The sequence below is a fragment of the Micromonospora jinlongensis genome, assembly GCF_013410645.1.
GTDB classification, from domain to species: Bacteria; Actinomycetota; Actinomycetes; order Mycobacteriales; family Micromonosporaceae; genus Micromonospora; species Micromonospora zamorensis.
This window is the reverse complement of sequence record NZ_JACCHK010000001.1, coordinates 6527055-6546801: the sequence shown is the minus strand read 5'-3', so window position 1 is coordinate 6546801 and position 19747 is coordinate 6527055. Positions and strand designations below refer to the sequence as shown.

At 71.6% G+C, this 19747-nt stretch carries 21 protein-coding genes; 11 read left to right on the top strand and 10 right to left on the bottom strand.

The window, feature by feature from the left end:
• Positions 1-9: 9 nt before the first annotated feature.
• From HNR22_RS29470 to HNR22_RS29460, 3 genes are read right to left on the bottom strand one after another with little or no spacing between them, the layout of a single operon-like run.
• On the bottom strand, positions 10-975 hold the full coding sequence (locus HNR22_RS29470) for a TIGR03885 family FMN-dependent LLM class oxidoreductase (RefSeq protein ID WP_179783115.1): 966 nt from the start codon (positions 973-975) through the stop codon (positions 10-12).
• Positions 976-1027: 52 nt separating this feature from the next.
• The gene (locus tag HNR22_RS29465; RefSeq protein ID WP_179783114.1) at positions 1028-2443 is read right to left on the bottom strand and encodes an NADP-dependent succinic semialdehyde dehydrogenase; all 1416 of its coding nucleotides are present in this window, start codon (positions 2441-2443) and stop codon (positions 1028-1030) included.
• Between the two features lie 12 nt (positions 2444-2455).
• Positions 2456-2719 carry a DUF6343 family protein gene (locus HNR22_RS29460; protein ID WP_088947285.1) on the bottom strand — a complete coding sequence of 88 codons (264 nt, stop codon included), beginning with the start codon at positions 2717-2719 and terminating at the stop codon, positions 2456-2458.
• 178 nt (positions 2720-2897) lie between these two features.
• Between HNR22_RS29460 and HNR22_RS29455 the strand changes: the two genes are divergently transcribed.
• Positions 2898-3491: an antibiotic biosynthesis monooxygenase gene (locus HNR22_RS29455; RefSeq protein ID WP_179783113.1), complete on the top strand. Its 594-nt coding sequence runs from the start codon at positions 2898-2900 to the stop codon at positions 3489-3491.
• Between the two features lie 117 nt (positions 3492-3608).
• Positions 3609-4460, top strand: coding sequence for a GDSL-type esterase/lipase family protein (locus HNR22_RS29450; RefSeq protein ID WP_179783112.1), 852 nt, complete (start codon positions 3609-3611; stop codon positions 4458-4460).
• 32 nt (positions 4461-4492) lie between these two features.
• On the opposite strand, the gene HNR22_RS29445 is transcribed toward HNR22_RS29450, so the two are convergent.
• The 3 genes from HNR22_RS29445 to HNR22_RS29435 all read right to left on the bottom strand — a co-directional run bounded on the left by HNR22_RS29445 (position 4493) and on the right by HNR22_RS29435 (position 6411).
• On the bottom strand, positions 4493-5248 hold the full coding sequence (locus HNR22_RS29445) for an EcsC family protein (RefSeq protein WP_179783111.1): 756 nt from the start codon (positions 5246-5248) through the stop codon (positions 4493-4495).
• Between the two features lie 49 nt (positions 5249-5297).
• Entirely contained in the window at positions 5298-5444 is a 147-nt protein-coding gene (locus tag HNR22_RS29440; protein WP_179783110.1) for a hypothetical protein, read from the bottom strand.
• Between the two features lie 106 nt (positions 5445-5550).
• Positions 5551-6411, bottom strand: coding sequence for a peptidase M23 (locus HNR22_RS29435; protein WP_179783109.1), 861 nt, complete (start codon positions 6409-6411; stop codon positions 5551-5553).
• A 418-nt stretch (positions 6412-6829) separates the two neighbouring features.
• On the opposite strand from HNR22_RS29435, the gene HNR22_RS29430 reads away from it, so the two are divergent.
• The 4 genes from HNR22_RS29430 to HNR22_RS29415 all read left to right on the top strand — a co-directional run bounded on the left by HNR22_RS29430 (position 6830) and on the right by HNR22_RS29415 (position 9969).
• Positions 6830-7750 (top strand): PAC2 family protein, encoded by a 921-nt coding sequence (locus HNR22_RS29430; RefSeq protein ID WP_179783108.1) that lies wholly within the window; start codon positions 6830-6832, stop codon positions 7748-7750.
• Between the two features lie 37 nt (positions 7751-7787).
• On the top strand, positions 7788-8585 hold the full coding sequence (locus HNR22_RS29425; protein WP_088951605.1) for an exodeoxyribonuclease III: 798 nt from the start codon (positions 7788-7790) through the stop codon (positions 8583-8585).
• A gap of 17 nt (positions 8586-8602) precedes the next feature.
• Positions 8603-8920: an antibiotic biosynthesis monooxygenase family protein gene (locus HNR22_RS29420; protein WP_179783107.1), complete on the top strand. Its 318-nt coding sequence runs from the start codon at positions 8603-8605 to the stop codon at positions 8918-8920.
• A gap of 173 nt (positions 8921-9093) precedes the next feature.
• Positions 9094-9969: an alpha/beta fold hydrolase gene (locus HNR22_RS29415; RefSeq protein WP_179783106.1), complete on the top strand. Its 876-nt coding sequence runs from the start codon at positions 9094-9096 to the stop codon at positions 9967-9969.
• Positions 9970-10125: 156 nt separating this feature from the next.
• On the opposite strand, the gene HNR22_RS29410 is transcribed toward HNR22_RS29415, so the two are convergent.
• Both HNR22_RS29410 and HNR22_RS29405 read right to left on the bottom strand, forming a co-directional pair.
• A complete protein-coding gene (locus tag HNR22_RS29410) occupies positions 10126-10791 on the bottom strand; it encodes a class F sortase (RefSeq protein WP_231927311.1) in 666 nt (221 codons plus the stop codon).
• 307 nt (positions 10792-11098) lie between these two features.
• A complete protein-coding gene (locus tag HNR22_RS29405; protein WP_179783773.1) occupies positions 11099-11728 on the bottom strand; it encodes a hypothetical protein in 630 nt (209 codons plus the stop codon).
• A 130-nt stretch (positions 11729-11858) separates the two neighbouring features.
• Here HNR22_RS29405 and trmB point away from each other — a divergent pair, with 130 nt between their 5' ends.
• Both trmB and HNR22_RS29395 read left to right on the top strand, forming a co-directional pair.
• Complete coding sequence (trmB, locus tag HNR22_RS29400; RefSeq protein ID WP_425488083.1) at positions 11859-12566, top strand: tRNA (guanosine(46)-N7)-methyltransferase TrmB; 708 nt, start codon at positions 11859-11861, stop codon at positions 12564-12566.
• A gap of 103 nt (positions 12567-12669) precedes the next feature.
• Positions 12670-15183 carry a DEAD/DEAH box helicase gene (locus HNR22_RS29395; RefSeq protein WP_179783103.1) on the top strand — a complete coding sequence of 838 codons (2514 nt, stop codon included), beginning with the start codon at positions 12670-12672 and terminating at the stop codon, positions 15181-15183.
• 9 nt (positions 15184-15192) lie between these two features.
• On the opposite strand, the gene HNR22_RS29390 is transcribed toward HNR22_RS29395, so the two are convergent.
• Positions 15193-15912, bottom strand: coding sequence for an MBL fold metallo-hydrolase (locus HNR22_RS29390; RefSeq protein WP_179783102.1), 720 nt, complete (start codon positions 15910-15912; stop codon positions 15193-15195).
• Between the two features lie 112 nt (positions 15913-16024).
• On the opposite strand from HNR22_RS29390, the gene HNR22_RS29385 reads away from it, so the two are divergent.
• The 3 genes from HNR22_RS29385 (at position 16025) to HNR22_RS29375 (ending at position 18543) form a co-directional block, all read left to right on the top strand.
• Positions 16025-16669 carry a TetR/AcrR family transcriptional regulator gene (locus HNR22_RS29385; protein WP_179783101.1) on the top strand — a complete coding sequence of 215 codons (645 nt, stop codon included), beginning with the start codon at positions 16025-16027 and terminating at the stop codon, positions 16667-16669.
• A 125-nt stretch (positions 16670-16794) separates the two neighbouring features.
• Positions 16795-17439, top strand: a complete 645-nt coding sequence (locus HNR22_RS29380; protein WP_088947271.1) for a hypothetical protein — start codon at positions 16795-16797, stop codon at positions 17437-17439.
• 135 nt (positions 17440-17574) lie between these two features.
• A complete protein-coding gene (locus tag HNR22_RS29375) occupies positions 17575-18543 on the top strand; it encodes a hypothetical protein (RefSeq protein ID WP_179783100.1) in 969 nt (322 codons plus the stop codon).
• 191 nt (positions 18544-18734) lie between these two features.
• Here the strand turns inward: HNR22_RS29375 and HNR22_RS29370 are convergent, their stop codons facing one another.
• Positions 18735-19682, bottom strand: coding sequence for an ABC transporter substrate-binding protein (locus HNR22_RS29370; protein ID WP_179783099.1), 948 nt, complete (start codon positions 19680-19682; stop codon positions 18735-18737).
• Positions 19683-19747: the final 65 nt, after the last annotated feature.

Below are 19747 nucleotides of genomic sequence, written 5' to 3'. Positions count from 1 at the left end.
AGCCCTCGATCAGCCAGCCGGGCGCAACTTCGGCAGCACCTCCGCGCCGAACGCGTCGATGAAGCCGCGCTGCTCCTGCCCGACGTGGTGCAGGGCGATCTGGTCGAAGCCGAGTTCGACGTACTCCTCCAACCAGCCGACATGCCGACCCAGGTCCGCGGACACGTTCACCACCTCGGCGACCCGCTGCGCCGGCACGTCGGCGCTGACCACGTCGAAGTGCTCGACGGTCTCCAGGTCCCAGCAGACCGGCGGGGCGAAGACGTTGCTGCGCCACTGGTCGTACGCGATGGCCTCGGCCTGCGCCTGCTCCGGCGCCCAGGAGACGTGCACCTGAAGGTGCAGCGGCCCGCGCCCACCGGCGTCCCGGTACGCGTCGATCATCTCGCGCAGGTGTGCCGTCGGCGCGTTCACGGTGATCAGCCCGTCCGCCCACTCGGCGCACCAGCGGGCGGTTGCCACGCTGACGGCGGCGCCGACCAACGCGGGCGGCTGCTCCGGGCGGGTCCACAGCCGGGCCCGGTCCACCCGGACCAGGCCGTCGTGGCTGACCTCCTCGCCGGCCAACAGCGCGCGGATCACGTCCACGCACTCGCGCAGCCGGGCGGCGCGGACGTCCTTGCGCGGCCACGGGTCGCCGGTGATGTGCTCGTTGCTGGCCTCGCCGGTGCCGAGCGCAGCCCAGAACCGGCCCGGGTACATCGCGCCGAGCGTGCCGATCGCCTGCGCGATGATCGCCGGGTGGTACCGCTGGCCGGGCGCGTTGACCACGCCGAACGGCATGCCGGTGGCCTGCAACGCGGAACCCAGCCAGGACCAGGCGAAGCCGGACTCGCCCTGCCGCGTGCTCCACGGGGAGAAGTGGTCGGAGCACATGGCCGCGTCGAAGCCGGCCCGCTCGGCGTGCATCACCGCTTCCAGGAGGGCGCGTGGACCGATCTGCTCATGCGAGGCGTGAAACCCGAACGACGTCATGAGCACACTTCCTACCCACGACGGCACCGGCTGACGCGTGCCGCGCCCCGAACTACTCGGCGTGCGCCCCGGCGCCGGCCGACGCGGCGCCCTCACCCACCCAGACCGTCTTGGTGTTGCAGAACTCCCGCATGCCCAGCGCGGACAGCTCGCGCCCGTAGCCGGAGTTCTTCACACCACCGAACGGCAACTCCGGGTAGGACGTGGTCATGCCGTTGATGAAGACGTTGCCCGCGTCCAGGTCGGTGGCGAAGCGCTCCTGCTCGGCCGGGTCCCGCGTCCAGGCGTTCGAGCCGAGCCCGAAGCTGGTGCCGTTGGCGACCTCGATCGCCTCGGAGTACGACGAGACCCGGTACAGGCCGGCGACCGGGCCGAAGACCTCCTCGGACCACATCCGCATCTGCGGGGTGAGGTCGGTGACCACGGTGGGCGGGTAGAACCAGCCGTCGCCGGGTGGCAGCTCGCCGCCGCAGAGCACTGTCGCGCCGTTGTCAACGGCGTCCTGGACCTGGGCGTGCACCTCGTCGCGGCCCCGCTCGCTGGCCAGCGGCCCCACGTCGGTGTCCTTTTCCATCGGGTCGCCGACCCGCAGCGCGGCCATGTTCGCGGCGAACTTCTCGGCGAAGGCGTCGAACACGTCGGTGTGCACGATGAACCGCTTCGCGGCGATGCAGGACTGGCCGTTGTTCTGGCAGCGGGCCGTGGTGGCCACCTCGGCGGCCCGGTCCACGTCGGCCGAGGGCATCACCACGAAGGGATCGCTGCCGCCGAGTTCGAGGACGGTCTTCTTCAGCTCCCGTCCGGCGATCTGCGCGATGGACCGGCCGGCCGGCTCACTGCCGGTGAGCGTGGCGGCGCGCACCCGCGGGTCGCTGAGGATCCTTTCGACGGCGTCGGAGCCGACCAGCACGGTGGTGAAGGCCCCCTCGGGGAAGCCGGCCCGCCGGAACACGTCCTCCAGCAGCAGCGCGGTCTGCGGCACGTTCGAGGCGTGCTTGAGCAGGCCGGTGTTGCCGGCCATCAGCGCCGGCGCGGCGAAGCGCATCACCTGCCAGAGCGGGAAGTTCCACGGCATCACCGCGAGCACCACACCGATCGGCTGGTAGCGGATGAACGCCCGGGTCGCCTTCACGGCGTCGGCGTCGGCCGGCTCGTCGGCGAGGAACGCCGGGGCCTTGTCGGCGTAGAAGCGGGCGGCCGTGGCGCACTTCGTCACCTCGGCCTGCGCCGACGCGTACGTCTTGCCCATCTCCGTGGTCATGATCCTGGCGATCTCGTCGCGCTCGGCGTCGAGCAGGTCGGCGGCGGCGTTCATCCACTGCGCGCGCTGGTCGACGGTCGTCTGCCGCAACTGCTGGTACGCGAGGTCGGCGCGCTCGATGGCACCGTCGAGTTGCTCGGTGGACATCGCCTCATAGGTCTTGAGCACCTGGCCGGTGGCGGGGTTGGTGGTGGCGATGTGGGGCATCTCGTCCTCCTGTCACTCGAACAACGAGTGTCGTACGCCCGGCTCCTCGCGGCGGCGGGCGGCGCGGCGGCGCTGGATCACGACCAGGTCGACCACGGCGACCACAGCGAAGATCGCACAGACCACGCCCAGCCAGGCGATGCCGGCCCAGAACGCCAGCACCGCGAAGAGCACCATGATCACCAGCCCGAAGCTGGCGAGGGTGAGACGGAGGTTCAGCGCGCTGTTCGCGTGGCCGACCGTGCCACGGGCGCGCCGGGGCTGCGATCTCGTCATGTTCAGGGACCTACCCCCGATCGCCAGCGTTAACCGGCCTCGGACACCTCGGTCAGTCGCGAACGACCACCGACAGGTTCCGGCCGATGGCCGGCACGGCGGGGCGGCACCGGAGTGCGCCGGTGTGCTCGATTACATCCGTTCGCGTCATGGCCCCTGCCGACCGCAGGATGGACGCATGTCATTGACCCTCGCCGTGCCGGTGACCGTCGCCATCGCCCGCCGTGTCGACCCGGCCCGGTCCAGCGAGATGGTGGCCTGGATGCGGGCCGGCACCGCGCTGGCCGAGGCGTTCCCCGGGTTCCTCGGCGCCGGCTGGGTGCAGAGCGGCCCCGGTTCGCCGGAGTGGCACATGCTCTACCGCTTCGCCGACGCCGAGACGCTGCGCCGGTGGGAGGAGTCCCCGCAGCGACACTGGTGGCTCAGCTCGGCGCAGGGCATCGTCGAGCACACCCGGGTCGAGCGGCGTACCGGGATCGAGGGCTGGTTCGACCCTCCGCTTGAGCACTCGGTGGACCCGGTGGAACCGGTCGGGCCGACGTCGCCGCCGAGGTGGAAGCAGGCAGTGACGATCTGGCTGGCGTTCTTTCCGCTGAGCCTCAGCGCCACCCTGCTGACCAGTCGTTTCCTCGACGCGGTGCCGCTGGCGGCGCGCGTGCTGCTGATGACCCTCTGTCTGACCCCGCTGATGACCTATCTCGTGCTGCCCCGGATCACTCGGGCGCTGCACTGGTGGCTGCACGATCAGCCGGCGCCCTGGCGGGCCTTATAGCACCCCGCCGGCACCAGTGTCGGCGCTCTGCCGCATACCCGACAGCACCTCCCCGGCAAACCAGGTCCTACGCATAGAGTTACCGCGCTGTCGCTCTGTGCTGCGGGAGGGGATGTCATGCCTCGACGGGGGGTCACCGCCCTGGCCTGTCTCGCGGCGCTGGTGGCGCTGGCCTGCGAGGGCGGCACCTCCGCGACACCCCGCCCCACCAGGAGCGCGCCGCCGTCGAGCGGGCCGGGCGGCATCGCCGCGCTCGGAGACTCGATCACCACCGGCTTCGCCTCCTGCCTGGTGCTCACCTCCTGCGAGCGCAACTCCTGGTCGACGGGGGACGGCCTGCGGGTGCAGAGCCACTACCGGCGACTGCTGGAACAGGATTCGGCGATCCGCGACCGGACGTACAACCACGCCCGTCCCGGCGCCCGCGCGGACGCGCTGGAGGGCCAGGCCCAGGCAGCGGTACGCGACCGCGCCGACTACGTCACCGTGCTGATCGGCGCCAACGACGTCTGCCGGGGCGGGGTGGACGCGATGACCCCGGTGGCGCAGTTCCGGGCCGACGTCGACCGGGGCCTACGGGTGCTGCGGACCGGCCGGCCGAAGGCCCGGGTGCTGGTGGTGAGCATCCCCGACCTGTACCGGCTGTGGGAGGTCGGGCACGACGACGCCCGGGCCGTACGGGCGTGGCGGCGGGGCATCTGCCCGTCCCTCTTGGCCGAGGCGACCTCGACCGCGCCCGCCGACCGGGCGCGCCGGGCCGCCGTCCGGGACCGGATCAACGCGTACAACACCGAGTTGGTGGCGGCCTGCCGGGCGTACGGCTCCCGCTGCCGGCACGACGGTGGCGCGGTGCACAAGGTCCGGTTCACGCTGGACCTGCTCAACCCGCTGGACTGGTTCCACCCCAACGCCACCGGCCAGGGCCGGCTCGCCGAGGTCACCTGGCGCTCCTCCGGCCTGGCCAACTGACCAGGCTGGCCAACTGACCCGGCTGACGGCCGTCAGCGGTGGCGCGGATCCGGGACGGCGACGCTGCGGGAGCGGTACAGGGCCCGGGATCGCTGCGCCAGGTCCTTCGTGGCCGACGAGTTGGCCCAGGTGCCCAGGACGATCGCCGCACCCGGGATGATCTTGGCGACCATCCGCTTGGCGGCCCGGACGCCGGCCATCTGGGCCAGCCGGACGCCGAGTTGCAGCATGACCCGACCGAGCGGGCGCCGGCCGCCGGAGCCGAAGAGCGCGTCGGCGCGCTCCCGGCCGGCGGCCACACCGAGGGCCAGCCGGGCGCTCTCGGCGACTTTGTGCACGCGCTGGAGCACCAACAGATCGGTGGCCCGGTCGCCGTGCAGCGGGTCGACGTCGTACGCGGCGGCGATGTGCAGCACCATCCGCGCCTGAGTCCAGGCCAGCACACCCACGTCGATCACGGCCCCGGGCAGCCCGGCCGCTCCGGAGACCGCGCCCGACAGCCGGGCCAGGTTGACGAACTTGCGGGCCGCCTGGTCGGCAAGGACGTCGGCCGACACCCCGGGCTGTTCCGCTCGGGCCCGGACGGCCCACTGCGCGGCCTCCGGCCCGAGCCGGCGCACCGCCTCAAGGGCCAGGTGCTCCGGGGCGTACTGCGGATCGTCGCGCATCCGGTCCCAGAGACGGGCCGGCGGACCCTCGGGGGCGTCCACCGGCCCGGCCGGCAGGCCGACGGACGGCTGGGGGGCAGGGGCGGCAGGTTGGCCGCCGACGGGTGGGGTGTCGGTCACCGGGTCTCCCGAGGGGTGGGAAAGGCGGACAGGGCGGCCGATGGAGCGGTCAGCGGCGGCGGTTGGAGAACTTGGCCGCCAGCCCCTTGAGCTTCTGCTGGTTGCCCGGCTTGGCCATCTCCCGACGGCCTCGCTCCACCAACTGCTGCCCCTTCGGCGATCTCAGGAACGTGGTGATTCGCTGCATCAGTGACATGGCGTCCTCCTGTCGATGGTCCCGCTGTCATGTGTACCCCTAACCCGCAACACATGTACCCAGGATGCGACAGCCTCAACCCTGACCGTCCACAGTGGGCGGTAGGTTACCGCCCCGTCGGCACGATGGCGTCGACGACCCGGGTGGCCCGCCACTCGTGCTGCTGGTAGTGCTCGGGGTACGCGGAGACCTGCACCGCCTGAGCGGCGTCGGTGAGCCGCATCCGCTGCCAGCCGGGCACCTGCTCCAGCGCGGCGAGGAACTGCCGGGTGGCGAACTCGGGGTCCATCAGCCGACCCACCGGGCCCCAACCGCTGCTCGAACGCTGCTGGAACAACCCGACCGAGTCGTGGTCCCAGCCGACGCCCTGATGCGGGTAGTCCTGCGACTCGGGCAGCACACCGCTGGCCACGTTGTAGAGGTTGCTCTCCTGCATGGCGGTGGCCACCGCGATCACCAGCCCGCGCCGGGGCACCCCCATCTTGCGGCCGGCACGGACGATCGCCTCCGCGTTCTCCATCTGGTCCTCGTCCAGCCCGGCGACGGGCGCCGGGTCGGTCGGGCGAGCCGGTGCGGCCTTCCGGGCCGGCGCGCTGGTGTCCGGGTCGGCGGGGGTCGCCGCGGCGGACGGAACAGCGGCGGAGGTGCTCGGGGCAGGCACTCGGTCGAGGCCACGGGACGCACTCTGCTGCTCGGCGCGCTGCGCCAACTCGGAGTTGGAGATCGCCCCCTCCCGCGTCGCCGCGTCGGCGGACTCGTCGCGGACCTGCGCGACGGCGGCCAGGCCGAGGCAGCACACCACACCCGTCGCCAGCGCCACCTGCGCCCGGCGTCGACCGGTCAGGTCCCGGGCGTACGCCCGAAGCCGACTCGCGGCGGTTGTCCGTTCGGTTGAGGTGCCATCCTCCGTATCGGCAGTGGGGGTACTCGGGGCATACGGGTCGTCGAGGGTGCCGTCGTCACGCATCAACCGAGGCTAGGCAGGGGGAAACCCTGACCACGCACGGTGATCACGTGGCGCTCCCCACACATTCGGCCCCTCCTGGTGGACGACCTGGGCGGCTCGGCCCGCCCGGGGAACGTACCTCGCGTACCGGACCAACCAGGCGGCAGACGCAGGCCGGCCCGACCCGTGACAGGCCGGGACATCGACCGCGCCACCCGACATGATCGACAAACTCGGCCTTTGGGCCGAACCGGGCTCGTCCGATCGGTCGACCGGACTCGCCTCGTGGCGTAAACAGGTGATTGGTCCGATCGCGCCCACCCCCCGGGCGGCGGATCGCCCGAAGCAGGAATGCACCAGGATGGCGGGTACGTTGCCCGAACGGGTGCCCTCCGTCGCGTCGGCACCCCGCAGGCACATTTCAGGGAGGTCCGCACCGGTGCTCGACCCACACGAGCTCTACCAGCTCACCGACGATCTGCCCGACCTCGGGCAACCGGTCCTCATCCAGGCCCTCACCGGGTTCGTGGACGCCGGCAACGCCAGCCGGCTGGCGCGCGAGCAGCTGCTCACCTCGCTGGAGGGTCGGCCGATCGCCACCTTCGACGTCGACCAGCTCTTCGACTACCGGTCCCGACGACCGGTGATGACCTTCGTCGAGGACCACTGGGAGAGCGTCGACGCTCCCAAGCTGGAGCTGCACCTGCTGCACGACGACGACGAAACGCCGTTCCTGCTGCTCACCGGCCCCGAGCCGGACCTGCAGTGGGAGCGGTTCGTGGCCGCCGTCGCGGGCCTCGCCGCCCGGTTGGACGTCCGGCTCACCGTCGGGCTCAACTCGATCCCGATGGCGGTGCCGCACACCCGGCCGACCGGCGTGACAGCGCACGCCACCCGCCCTGAGCTGATCGCCGGCTACGAGCCCTGGCTGCAGCGCGTCCAGGTGCCCGGCAGTGTCGGCCACCTGCTGGAGTTCCGGCTCGGCCAGCAGGGGCGGGACGCGCTGGGCTTCGCCGCCCACGTGCCGCACTACGTGGCGCAGACCGAATACCCGGCAGCCGCCGAGGTGCTGCTCACCTCGGTGTCCCGCAGCACCGGCCTGCTGCTGCCCGGTGACGGGCTGCGCTCGGCCGCCGAGGTGGTCCGGGTGGAGATCGACCGGCAGGTCGCCCAGACCGACGACGCCGCTGCCCTGGTCCAGGCCCTGGAGGAGCAGTACGACGCGTTCGCCCGGGGTCGGGGCGAGAAGAACCTGCTCGCCCCGGACGCCGGACCGCTGCCCACGGCCGACGAACTCGGCGCGGAACTGGAGCGGTTCCTGGCCGAACAGACCCGTCCCGGCGACACCCCGGGTAGCTGACCGGGCGTCGCGGGGGCGGATGCGGCAGGCTGGGGGCATGCGCCTGGCGACCTGGAACGTCAACTCGGTGAAGGCCCGCCTGCCCCGACTGCTGGAGTGGCTGGCCGACACCGGCCCCGACGTCGTCTGCCTGCAGGAGACCAAGTGTCCGGACGGCGCCTTCCCGGCGCCCGAGGTGGGCGAGCTCGGCTACACCGTGGCCAGCCACAGCGACGGCCGGTGGAACGGGGTCGCCATCCTGTCCCGGGTCGGGCTTGACGACGTCCGGGTCGGGTTCGCCGGTGAGCCCGGCTTTCCCGACCCGGAGGCCCGGGCCATCTCCGCCACCTGCGACGGGGTGCGGGTCTGGTCGGTGTACGTGCCCAACGGCCGGACGCCGGACGACCCGCACTACGCGTACAAGTTGGCCTGGTTCGCGGCACTGCGCGACGCGCTGGCCGCGGAGCTGGCCGGTGGACTCCCGCTGGCGGTCTGCGGCGACTTCAACGTCGCCCCGACCGACGCCGACGTCTGGGACCCGGCGGTCTTCACCCACTCCACGCACGTCACCCCGGCCGAGCGGGCGGCCCTCGCCGCGCTGCGCGACCTGGGCCTCAGCGACGTCGTGCCCACCCCGATGAAGGGACCACACCCCTTCACCTACTGGGACTACCGGGCCGGGATGTTCCACCAGAACAAGGGCATGAGAATCGACCTGGTGTACGCGTCCGCCCCGTTCGCACGAGCGGTCCGCTCCGCGTACGTGGACCGGGAGGCCCGCAAGGGCAAGGGCCCGTCGGACCACGCGCCGATCGTGGTCGACGCGGACCTGGTCCCGGTGGTCGAGGCGTTCTGAGTGGCTAGGGTGGGCAGATGGCAGTCGTGAAGATCAACGCAATCGAGGTCCCACCCGGCGGCGGCACGGAGTTGGAGAAGCGGTTCGCCGCCCGAGCCGGCACGGTGGAGAACTCCCCCGGCTTCCTCGGCTTCGAGCTCCTCCGTCCGGTCGCTGGCGAGACCCGCTACTTCGTCTACACCCGGTGGGAGACCGAGGAGGCCTACCAGGCCTGGGCCGCCGGCCCGTCCCGCGCCGCTCACGCCGCCGCGCCCGGTGAGAAGCCACGTCCCCCGGTCGCCACCGGCGCCAGCCTCCTGGAGTTCGAGGTGGCCCTGCACGTCCCGCAGCCGTAGCCGGCGCCCCCGCAGCGTCGGGGATACCCACCGGGGCCAGTGGCTGGAATCCGTTCGAGTCGGACTTTACCGCTGATAACGTCGAAGCGGCCCGAGCGGTAGCCGGCCATCGGTCACCCTGTCCCGACGAGCCGTCGGCACGGGTCCCACGAGGTTGCGGGGGAATTCCGGCCATGTTCGAGGGATTCGACGAGTTCGACGTCGACACGACCGGCGCGACGATCCACGGACGTCGCGGCGGGAGTGGGCCTCCGGTCCTGCTCCTGCACGGCATCCCCGAGACGCATCTCATGTGGCATCGGATCGCGGCACGGCTCGCCGAGAACTTCACCGTCGTCGCCACCGACCTGCGCGGCTGGGGCGACAGCGGCACACCGCCGAGCACCGCGGATCACGAGCCGTACGGCATGCGAGCCATCGCCCGCGACCAGATCGAGGTGATGCGGAGCCTCGGCCACGAGCAGTTCCGACTCGTCGGCCACGATCGCGGGGCCCGCTGCGCGTACCGTCTCGCGTTGGACGAGCCGGACGCCGTCACGCGGCTGGCCGTCATGGACGTCGTTCCCATCGGAGATGTCTACAACCGCGCCGACAAGGCGTTCAGCCTCTCCTACTGGGTCTGGTCCTTCCTGGCGGCACCGGCTCCGGTGCCCGAGCAGTTCATCGACGCGGCGCCCGCCGTGCTCGTCGACTTCATGCTCGACACCTGGCCCGAGGTGAAGGACTCCTTCCCGGCCGAGGTGCGGGCGGCGTACGTCAGGCAGTTCAGCGATCCCGCCCGGGCCCACGCGATCTGCGAGGAGTTCCGCGCAGCCGCGACGCTGGACTACCAGCAGGACGAGGCGGACCGGGGAAACCGGAAGATCGCCTGCCCGGTGCTGTTTCTCTGGAGCCAACGCGGTCAGGTCGCGAAGCTCTACGACGATCCGCTCGCGATCTGGCGGGAGTGGGCCGACGACGTACGCGGCGAGCCCGTCCCGGTCGGGCACTTCATCCCGGAGGAGGCCCCCGAGGAGACCACGCGCCAACTCCTGGACTTCCTGCGTTGACCCCGGCCCGGCCAGCGCGCGCCGACGGTTGATCGACTCGGGTTTGGTGAAGTCGGGGTGTCCGGCGCGGCGCGATACCCCGACATCATGAAAACCGAGTCGATCTTGGGGCAGCGGCGGGCGAACCGCAGTCGGCGGCGGCGGGCTGGCGTCGGATCAGGACTTGCGGGAGGACTGCAGGGTGGCGAAGGCGATCACGTTGTCGGCGTAGCCGGTGCGGCCGCCGATGAACTGGCCGCCGCAGGTGATCAGCCGCAGGCCGGGGGGCCCGTCGTGACCGTAGATCCGTTCGGCGGGCAGTTGGTCCTTCGGGAAGTGCTCGACGGTGTCGACCCGGAACACCACCACCGATTCGTCCGCCCGGGCCACCTCGATCAGGTCGCCGGGGTGCAGCTTGCCCAGGTCGTAGAAGACCGACGGGCCGGTCTTGGTGTCCACGTGCCCGACGATCACCGCCGGGCCGGACTCGCCGGGTGTGGGCCCGCGGTCGTACCAGCCGGTCTCGTTGTGGCGTTCCAGCGGCGGTACGGCGATCGAGCCGTCCCGTGCCTGCCCGACGGGTGCCACCGGCGCGGCTACCTTGATCGCCGGGACCGTGAGGCGCACCGGACGGCTGGCCGCCAACCCGACCGACTCGCTGCGGGCCGGCTGGTCGCCACCGGCCGGGGCGAAGTCGAACGGGCCGACCGAGCGGCCCAGCCCTGCCCCGGTGGCGAAGACCCCGGCCAGCACCAGCACCACTGCCAGCGGCACCGACCAGGGGCTACGACCGGGAGGACGGCTACGCCGAGGCGTGACGGCGGTCGGCGGGCGAGCAGCCACCGCCGGGCGGTCGACAACCAGCGGGCGGTCGTCCCGCGGTAGGCGGTCGTCCTCCGGCCACGGGTCGTCCAGCGGTAGGCGGTCATCCTCCGGCCAGCGATCGTCCCGCGAGCGGCGAGCACCGGGAGACGGACGCGCGCCCGAGGACGGACCGGCACCCGAAGACGGCCGCCCACCGGAAGACGGGCCGGCACCAGGAGACGGGCGCGGACCGGGCGACGGGCGCGGACCAGACGGCGAGCCGGAAGCGCCGGGCTGGCGGGGACCGGCCGGCGGCGACGGGGGGCGGAAGATCGCCATGGCAGGCTCAGCGCCGTGTAGTGCCGTGGACCGGGCGCGGCCGGCGCAGCGCCGTCACGGCGAGGATCAACCCGGTGATGGTCAGGGCCGCGCCGCCGGGCAGCAGCAGCTTGCCGGTCATCCCGCCGGCGCCCCCGCCGAAGCCGGTGGCCGGGCCGCGACTGGGCTGGGACGGCACCTTCTTGACCACTTGGAGCATGGTCGAGGCGGTTTCGCCGTCGCGGCACTCCAACTTGACCCGGTAGTTGCCGGGGCGAGTGCGATCACGCACCATCGGCGCGGCGGTCAGCACCCCGCGCTGCGGCTGCACGCCGACCGCGCCGAAGGCGTCGGAGACGACCGTGGCGCCCACCGAGTTGTCCCGACAACTGGCGCGGATGCCGACCAGGTAGCCGGGCTGCACCGTGCTGGGGCTCACCTCGACGAAGATGTCCACCGGCGATGGCTGGGAGGTGCCACCTGGCGGGCCTTCGGGCTGCGGCGCGGGAGCCGCGAGCACCCGAGCGAGGGGCGCAGGAGCGGCAGGCACCGAGGCGAGGGGCGCAGGAGCGGCGAGCGCGGGAGCGGCGGCCAGCAGGGGCCCGACGAGCACGGCCAGCACCGACAGGGTCACGCCGCCACGGGTCGCTGTCACGATGCCCCCTCTCGACGCCGCGCGGCCGTGTCGGGCAGCGGAGCACCCGACCTGCCGTACCAGTTGGATCCTCTCATTTCCGGTCGCACATCACACCCGATCCGTCGACGGCGTCGCGTACGCTCGGGTCGCTGTGACCGCCACCGACCATGACCCCGCCGTCCCGCCCGCGAGCCGGACGATCCGCACGTTCCACCCCCGTCGGGGTCGGATGAGCGACCGGCAGACCGATGCGCTGGGCCGGCTCTGGCCCGCGTACGGCCTGGATGTGCCGGACGGACCGGTCGTGCCCGTCGACCTGGCCGACCTGTTCGGTCGCCGGGCACCGGTGGTGCTGGAGATCGGCTCGGGCATGGGCGACAGCACCGCCGCGATGGCTGCCGCCGACCCGGATCGAGATTATCTGGCGGTCGAGGTGCACACGCCGGGAATCGCCAACCTGCTCGACCTGGTGGAGCGCGGTGGCCTGCGCAACGTACGGGTGGCGCAGGGCGACGCGCTGTCCCTGGTCAACGGCTTGCCCGAGGGCGTGCTGGACGCCGTACACATCTTCTTTCCCGACCCGTGGCCGAAGACCCGCCACCACAAGCGGCGGATCATCCAGCCGGCGCACGTGGCGCTGCTGCGGTCCCGGCTGCGGCCGGGCGGCACGCTGCACTGTGCGACCGACTGGGCCGAGTACGCCGAGTCGATGCGGGAGACCCTGGAGGCGGACCCGGCGCTGGTGGACACGTACGGCGGGTTCGCGCCGCGTCCGGCGCACCGGCCGGTGACGAAGTTCGAGCGGCGGGCGATCACGGCCGGCCGGCCGGTCGCCGACCTGATCTACCGCCGACGGTGACGCTCCGGCCCGGCCCGGCGGCCCGGGCCCACCGCCCCGGACGGGGGTCCGGCGGACACCGGGTTGGCGTAGCGGGGCATGATCCAGGCACCATGGACAGGCTATGACGCTCACCGCCGCGCTTCCGAGAAGCGCCGACCCCGACACCCTCTTCGACGCGTTCGCCGGTTGGGCGAAGGAGCGCGGCCTCGACCTCTACCCCCATCAGGAGGAGGCGGTCATCGAGATCGTCTCCGGCGCCAACCTGATCATGAACACCCCGACCGGCTCGGGTAAGAGCCTGGTGGCCATCGCCGCGCACTTCGCGGCGCTCGCCGACAGCCGGACGACCTTCTACACCGCGCCGATCAAGGCACTGGTGTCGGAGAAGTTCTTCGCGCTCTGCGAGGTCTTCGGCGCCGAGAACGTCGGCATGCTGACCGGCGACGCCAGCGTCAACGCCGATGCCCCGATCATCTGCTGCACGGCGGAGATCCTGGCGAACCTGGCGCTGCGCGAGGGCACGAAGGCCGACGTCGGCCAGGTGGTCATGGACGAGTTCCACTTCTACGCCGAGCCCGACCGGGGTTGGGCGTGGCAGGTGCCGATCATCGAATTGCCGCAGGCCCAGTTCATCCTGATGTCCGCCACCCTGGGGGACACCACCCGCTTCGTCGACGACCTGACCCGGCGCACCGGGCGGCCGACCGCCGTCGTCCGCTCGGCGGAGCGGCCGGTCCCGCTCATCTTCTCGTACGCGATGACGCCGCTGCACGAGACGCTTGAGGAGCTGCTGGAGACCAAGCAGGCCCCGGTGTACGTGGTGCACTTCACCCAGGCCGCCGCACTGGAACGCGCCCAGGCGCTGACCAGCGTCAACGTCTGCACCCGCGCCGAGAAGGACATGATCGCCGAGGCGATCGGTGGTTTCCGGTTCACCGCCGGCTTCGGCAAGACGCTCTCCCGGTTGGTCCGGCACGGCATCGGCGTCCACCACGCCGGCATGCTGCCGAAGTACCGCCGACTGGTGGAGACCCTCGCCCAGGCCGGCCTGCTCAAGGTCATCTGCGGCACCGACACCCTCGGCGTCGGCATCAACGTGCCGATCCGCACCGTGCTGTTCACCGGCCTGTCGAAGTACGACGGGGTCCGTACCCGGCTGCTCAAGAACCGGGAGTTCCACCAGATCGCCGGGCGGGCCGGCCGGGCCGGCTACGACACCATCGGCCGGGTCGTGGTGCAGGCCCCCGAGCACGTCATCGACAACGAGAAGGCCCTCGCCAAGGCCGGCGACGACCCGAAGAAGCGGCGCAAGGTGGTCCGCAAGAAGCCGCCGGAGGGCTCGATCGGCTGGGGCCAGCCCACCTTCGACCGGCTGGTGGACGCCGAGCCGGAGCCGCTGACCTCCAGCTTCCAGGTCAGCCACTCGATGCTGCTCAACGTCATCGGCCGGCCCGGGGACGCGTTCACCGCGATGCGGCACCTGCTCACCGACAACCACGAGGAGCCTGCCGCCCAGCGCCGGCACATCCGCCGGGCCATCGCCATCTACCGGGCGCTGCGCGCCGGTGGCGTGGTCGAGGAGCTGCCCGAGCCGGACGAGACCGGCCGGCGGATCCGTCTCACCGTGGACCTCCAGCTCGACTTCGCCCTCAACCAGCCGCTCTCGCCCCTGGCCCTGGCCACGATCGAGCTGCTCGACGCCGAGTCCCCGTCGTACGCGCTCGACGTGCTGAGCGTGATCGAGTCGATCCTCGACGACCCCCGGCAGATCCTGTCCGCGCAGCAGTTCAAGGCGCGCGGCGAGGCGGTCGCCGCGATGAAGGCCGAGGGCATCGAGTACGAGGCCCGCCTCGAACTGCTCGACGAGGTGACCCACCCGAAGCCCCTCGCGGAGCTGCTGGAGGCCGCGTACGAGATGTATCGGCAGGGGCACCCCTGGGTCGCCGACCACCAGCTCTCCCCCAAGGCCGTCGTCCGCGACATGTACGAGCGGGCCATGACCTTCACCGAGTACGTGCAGTTCTACGGGCTGACCCGCTCGGAAGGCCTGGTCCTGCGCTACCTGGCCGACGCGTACAAGACGTTGCGGCAGACCGTGCCTGAGGACGCCAAGACCGAGGAGCTGATCGATCTCATCGAGTGGTTGGGTGAGCTGGTCCGCCAGGTCGACTCCAGCCTCATCGACGAGTGGGAGCGGCTGCGCAACCCGTCCGACGTGGCCGAGGTGGCGCTGGCGCACGCCGCGCTGGCCGACCGACCGCCGGCGGTGACCCGCAACGCGCGCGCGTTCCGGGTGCTGGTGCGCAACGCGCTGTTCCGCCGCGTCGAGCTGGCCGCGCTGCGCCGCTGGGACCTGCTCGCTGAGTTGGACGCCGAGGACGGCTGGGACTACGACGCGTGGGCCGACGCGCTCGCTCCGTACTTCGAGGAGTACGACTCGATCGGCGTCGGTCCGGACGCCCGAGGGCCGGCACTGCTCATGATCGAGCAGGGACGGGAGCGGTGGACCGTCCGGCAGAGCTTCGACGACCCCAACGGCGACCACGACTGGGGCATCAGCGCCGAGATCGACCTGGTGGCCTCCGACGAGGTCGGTGCCGCGGTCGTCCGGATCACGGACGTCGGCCAGCTCTGACGCCCGCCGTCACCCGGCCTGGGCGGCAGCCTTGGTCCGGCGCACCGCCTCGACGGCACCCTCGTTCCAGGGGGTGCCGTGGCCGGGGAGAATCCACGTCGCCCGCAGGTCCTCGATGCGGGCCAGCGAGGCGAGTGCCAGGGCCGGGTCGTCGGTGAACGGCGCCGGCTGCGGGCCCGGCCGGCCGGTCAGCACGTGTCGGGTGGTGAGCGCGTCGCCGACGAACACGGCGTCGGCGACCGGCACGTGCACGGCGATGCTGCCTGGCGAGTGGCCGGGCATCCCGATGACGCGCGGGGCGCCGGGCAGGTCGAGCACCTGACCGTCCCGCACGGTGATCACCTCGCTGAGGTACGTCGTGCGCAGCCCACCCTTGCGGCCCGCGTACATCAGGAAGCTGGCCACGGCACCCACCTTGAAGGTCCCGAAGGGCGACTTGGACTTGACCTCGCCGCGGGCTCGGGCGGCGTCCGCCTCGTGCACGTAGACCGGTACGCCGTGGTCGCGCCGGAGCCGCTCGGCGAAGCCGATGTGGTCGGTGTCGCCGTGGGTGAGGATCAGACCTCGGACGTCGGCGAGCGAACGACCCATGGCGGACAACTCCGCCAGCAGCTCCGGCCAGTGACCGGCGAGGCCGGCGTCCACGACGGTCACGCCCTCGTCGGTCTCGACGAGGTACGCGGCGACGATGTCGTTGCCGATGCGGTGCAGGTGCGGCCCGAGCTTCATGGCTTCCTCCGAGGTGATGTCGTTGTCTGATAGCTACGATACATAGCCATGATGCCTAAGGGCCATAGCTATGATGGGTGACGAGCGTCGCCCACCCCGGAAGGAACACCGCATGCCGACTCCCGATCGGACGTCCCTCGCCGACATCGTCGCGGCCGCCCGCCAGATCCTGGAGTCCGAAGGGCTTCCGGGCCTGACCATGCAGGCGGTCGCCCAGCGGGTCGGCGTCCGCGCCCCCTCGTTGTACAAACGGGTCCGCAATCGCGACGACCTCATCCGGCTCGTCACCGAAGCAGCCGTGCACGACCTCGGCGAGCAACTCAGCGCCGTAGCCGGCAGCGGCGATCCGGGCCGAGATCTCGCCGAGTTGGCCCACGCCTTCCGCGCGTTCGCCCACGCCCAACCCGCGGGCTACCACCTGATCTTCGCCACCGGCCCCGCGGACACCAGGCCCAGCCTCGAGATCCTCACCCGAGCGAGCGCCCCCGCCATGCGCCTCGCCGCGGAACTCGCCGGACCCGAGCACGCCCTGTCGGCCGCGCGCATGTTCACCGCCTGGGCAAACGGCTTCATCAGCATGGAGCTGGCGGGTGCCTTCAACCTCGGCGGCGACCTCGACGAGGCCTTCGCGTTCGGCATCGACCGCCTGACCGCCGCCCTGACGACCATGGACCCGCCCCGACCGTCGCCCGACACCGGCCGTACGCCCGGGACGCCGCCGCCGAGGCACGGACGACAACCTCGACCGGCCGAGTGATTGCTGACCGCACTCCCAGGTCCTCCGGAAACCGCACGTCTCCGGGCCCCAGATTCGCTGGGCGATGTCAGACCCGTCGATTAGAATGTATGTACTAATCGAGTTCCTGACCTGGGAGGACGCTCGTGACAGTGCCCGCCTCCACGCCCCTCACCCCCTACGCCACACTGCTCGGTTTCACCCGCTACGTCGACCGCACCGGCCCCACCAAGGCGACCTTCGTGGGCGGCCTGCGCAAGCAGCGCGCCAGCAGGTCCGGCTTCAACCCGCACGGCCAGTTCGTCAAGGCGCTCAAGGCCGACATCGCCTTCCACACCGGCGGCACGCACCTGACCGGGGTGGTCGACGTGGTCAAGCCACGATGGCGCCCGCTCTACCAGGCGCTCGTCCCCGGCGCCACGGCCTGGCTGCACTCCCTCGGCGATCCGGCAGCCGTCGACCTCGCCCAGACCCGCGATGCCCTGGCGATGCTGGGTGACCTACCCGTCAAGATCAACCCTCACTTCGGCGTACGCCACGCCGACGGCCGCGCCGAAGCGGTCCGCCTGCACTTCGACGAGGCCCCACCGAGTGAGGAGTCGGTGCTCGCCACCCTGCACCTGATGGCCCGACACATGGACGCGGTCCTCCCCCACGCCGAGCCGATCCTGGTCGACATCCGTCGCGGCCAGGCACACCGCATGCCCAGCGACGCCAAGCCCGACCAGATCGAACGCTGGCTGTCCGGCGAAGCCGCCGCCTTCCGCGCCATCTGGTCCACCGCCGCCTAACCCCCACCCCCACCACACCCCGCTTCCCGCCCCGCTCGCCCGCCGCGCTCCATCCGCCCAAGATCCGCGCAACTTCGGCGATGCTGCTGTCTCACGTCGTGAGGAGGCAGCAAGAACAGCGAAGTTGCGCGGATCTTGGTGTTCAGGACCTACCCCGGGGGTTATCCACAGGGGCTGCAGGCGCAGACCTCCGCCGGTCAAGGTGTCTCATGCCTGTTTCCCCACGACCGGCCGGCGAGCCTCCAGGGGCGCGTTTTTCGCGGCTCCCGTGTCGTTGCCCAAGGCCTGCTCACCCGAACGGAGCTGCGCAGCAAGGCATGGCGCCCACTGTTCCGCGACGTCTACGCGGATGCCCGACTGGAGGTCACCCATCGCACTCGTTGCGCCGCCGCGGTGCGCTGGGTCCTGCCACCGGGTGTGGCGATCGCTGGTCGCAGTGCGGCGGCTCTCTACGGCGCGGCATCGGTTGCCGACCACGAGCCCCTCGACGTGCTCGTGCCCGCCGCTCAGCGGTTCGGTCCCGTTTCGGGGCTCGTCGTGCACGCCAGCGGATTCGCCCCGACCGACGTCGCGATACGTCAGGGCATTCCGCTGACCACGCCGACGCGCACATGTTGGGACCTGGCCCAGTGGCTGCCAACGGAGGAGGCTGTCGCCATCGTGGACCGCCTCGCCAGCCAACGGCTGGTGGTGATCTCTGAGCTTCGCGCAGGCTCCCGGTTGAGAGCCGGCAACCGAGGCTGGAGACGGATGATGCGGGTAGCCGAGCTGGCCGACGCGGGCGCCGAATCAGCCCCGGAGTCGCGGCTCCGGGTGCGGATCGTGCTCGCCGGGGTGCCGGCGCCCGTGACCCAGTTCGTCGTCGAGCGAGACGGAAGGTTCGTGGCCCGCCTCGATCTTGCGTGGCCACATCTCAAGGTCGCCGTCGAGTACGACGGCTTGTGGCACGACGATCCCGAGCAGTTCCACCGGGACCGGCGCCGCCTCAACCGCCTGCTCGGTGAGGACTGGATCGTCCTTCACGTCACCGCGAAACGGTTCCGCGAGGACTTCGATGGCTTCCTCGCCGAACTCCGTCAAGCCCTTCGGTCCCGCTCCCGCTGACCCGTCCCAAAACCACACCCCCGCCCCCACCCACACCCACACCCACACCCACACGAGCCAAGATCCGCGCAGTTTCAGGGATCTTGCTGTCTCACCAGCTCGTGAGGCAGCACTTTCACCGAAGTTGCGCGGATCTTGGGGTGGGCGCGCGCGGAGCGCGGGCTCAACGTGGCGCGGGCGCCGAGGGCTTGTCAGGCGGCGGGGAGGTACTTGGTCAGGTCGTCGAGGATCTTGTTGGCGGCACCGACGCCGATGCCCGTCATCCAGACCTCGTCGGAGACGGGGTACGCCTTGCCGGCCTTGACGGCGTTGAGGCCCTTCCAGAGGGTCCCGCCCGCGACCTTGGTCTGCTCGGCGGCGGCCTTGTCGCCGTACGCGGTCACGAAGATGACGTCACCGTCGACCTCGTTGACCCGCTCGGGGCTGACCAGGTCGAAGCGCTTGTCCTCCTTGTTGGCGAGCAACTGCCGCTCGGGGCGGCCCAGACCCGTGTCGCCGATGACGATGCCGGAGAACGAGTCCGGGCCGTACACCCGGATGTTGCCGGGCAGGAACCGCACGATCGACACCTTGCGGGTGGCGGCGTCGCCGAGGGTCGCACCGAAGTCCTTGGCCCGCTTCTCGTACGCGCCGAGCAGGTCCTTGGCCTGCTGCTCGCGGCCGAGCGCCTTGCCGTCGAGGAGGAAGTTCTCCTTCCAGGTGATGCCCACCTTGTCGGTGAACACGGTCGGCGCGATGGCGGCCAGTTCGTCGTAGAACTTCTCCTGGCGGAACTTGCTGCCGAGGATGAGGTCCGGCTTCAGGGCGTTGATGGCCTCGAGGTCGGGCTCGGTGAGCACCCCGACCTCCTTGATGCCCGCGAGCTTGTCGGCGCCGAAGTAGGTCGGCCAGCTCTTGGCTTCGCCGGCCGTGGCGGCGCCGACGGGCGTGACGCCCAGCGAGAGCGCAGTGTCGATCTTGTCGGTGTCGAGCACGACGACGCGCTTGGGCTCGGCCGGGACCTTGGTGGTGCCCATGACGTGGGTGATCTCCCGGGTCTCCCCGGTGGTGGAGCCGGCGACCGGGTCGCTCTCACCGCAGGCGGTGAGGCCGACGCCGAGGGCGACGGCCGCGGCGAGAGCGGCGACGAGACGACGCATCAGAGTCCTTTCGAAGGGTGCGAACCGGCGAGCGGGGTGGCCGCGTCGCCGGTGGTGGGTCGGGC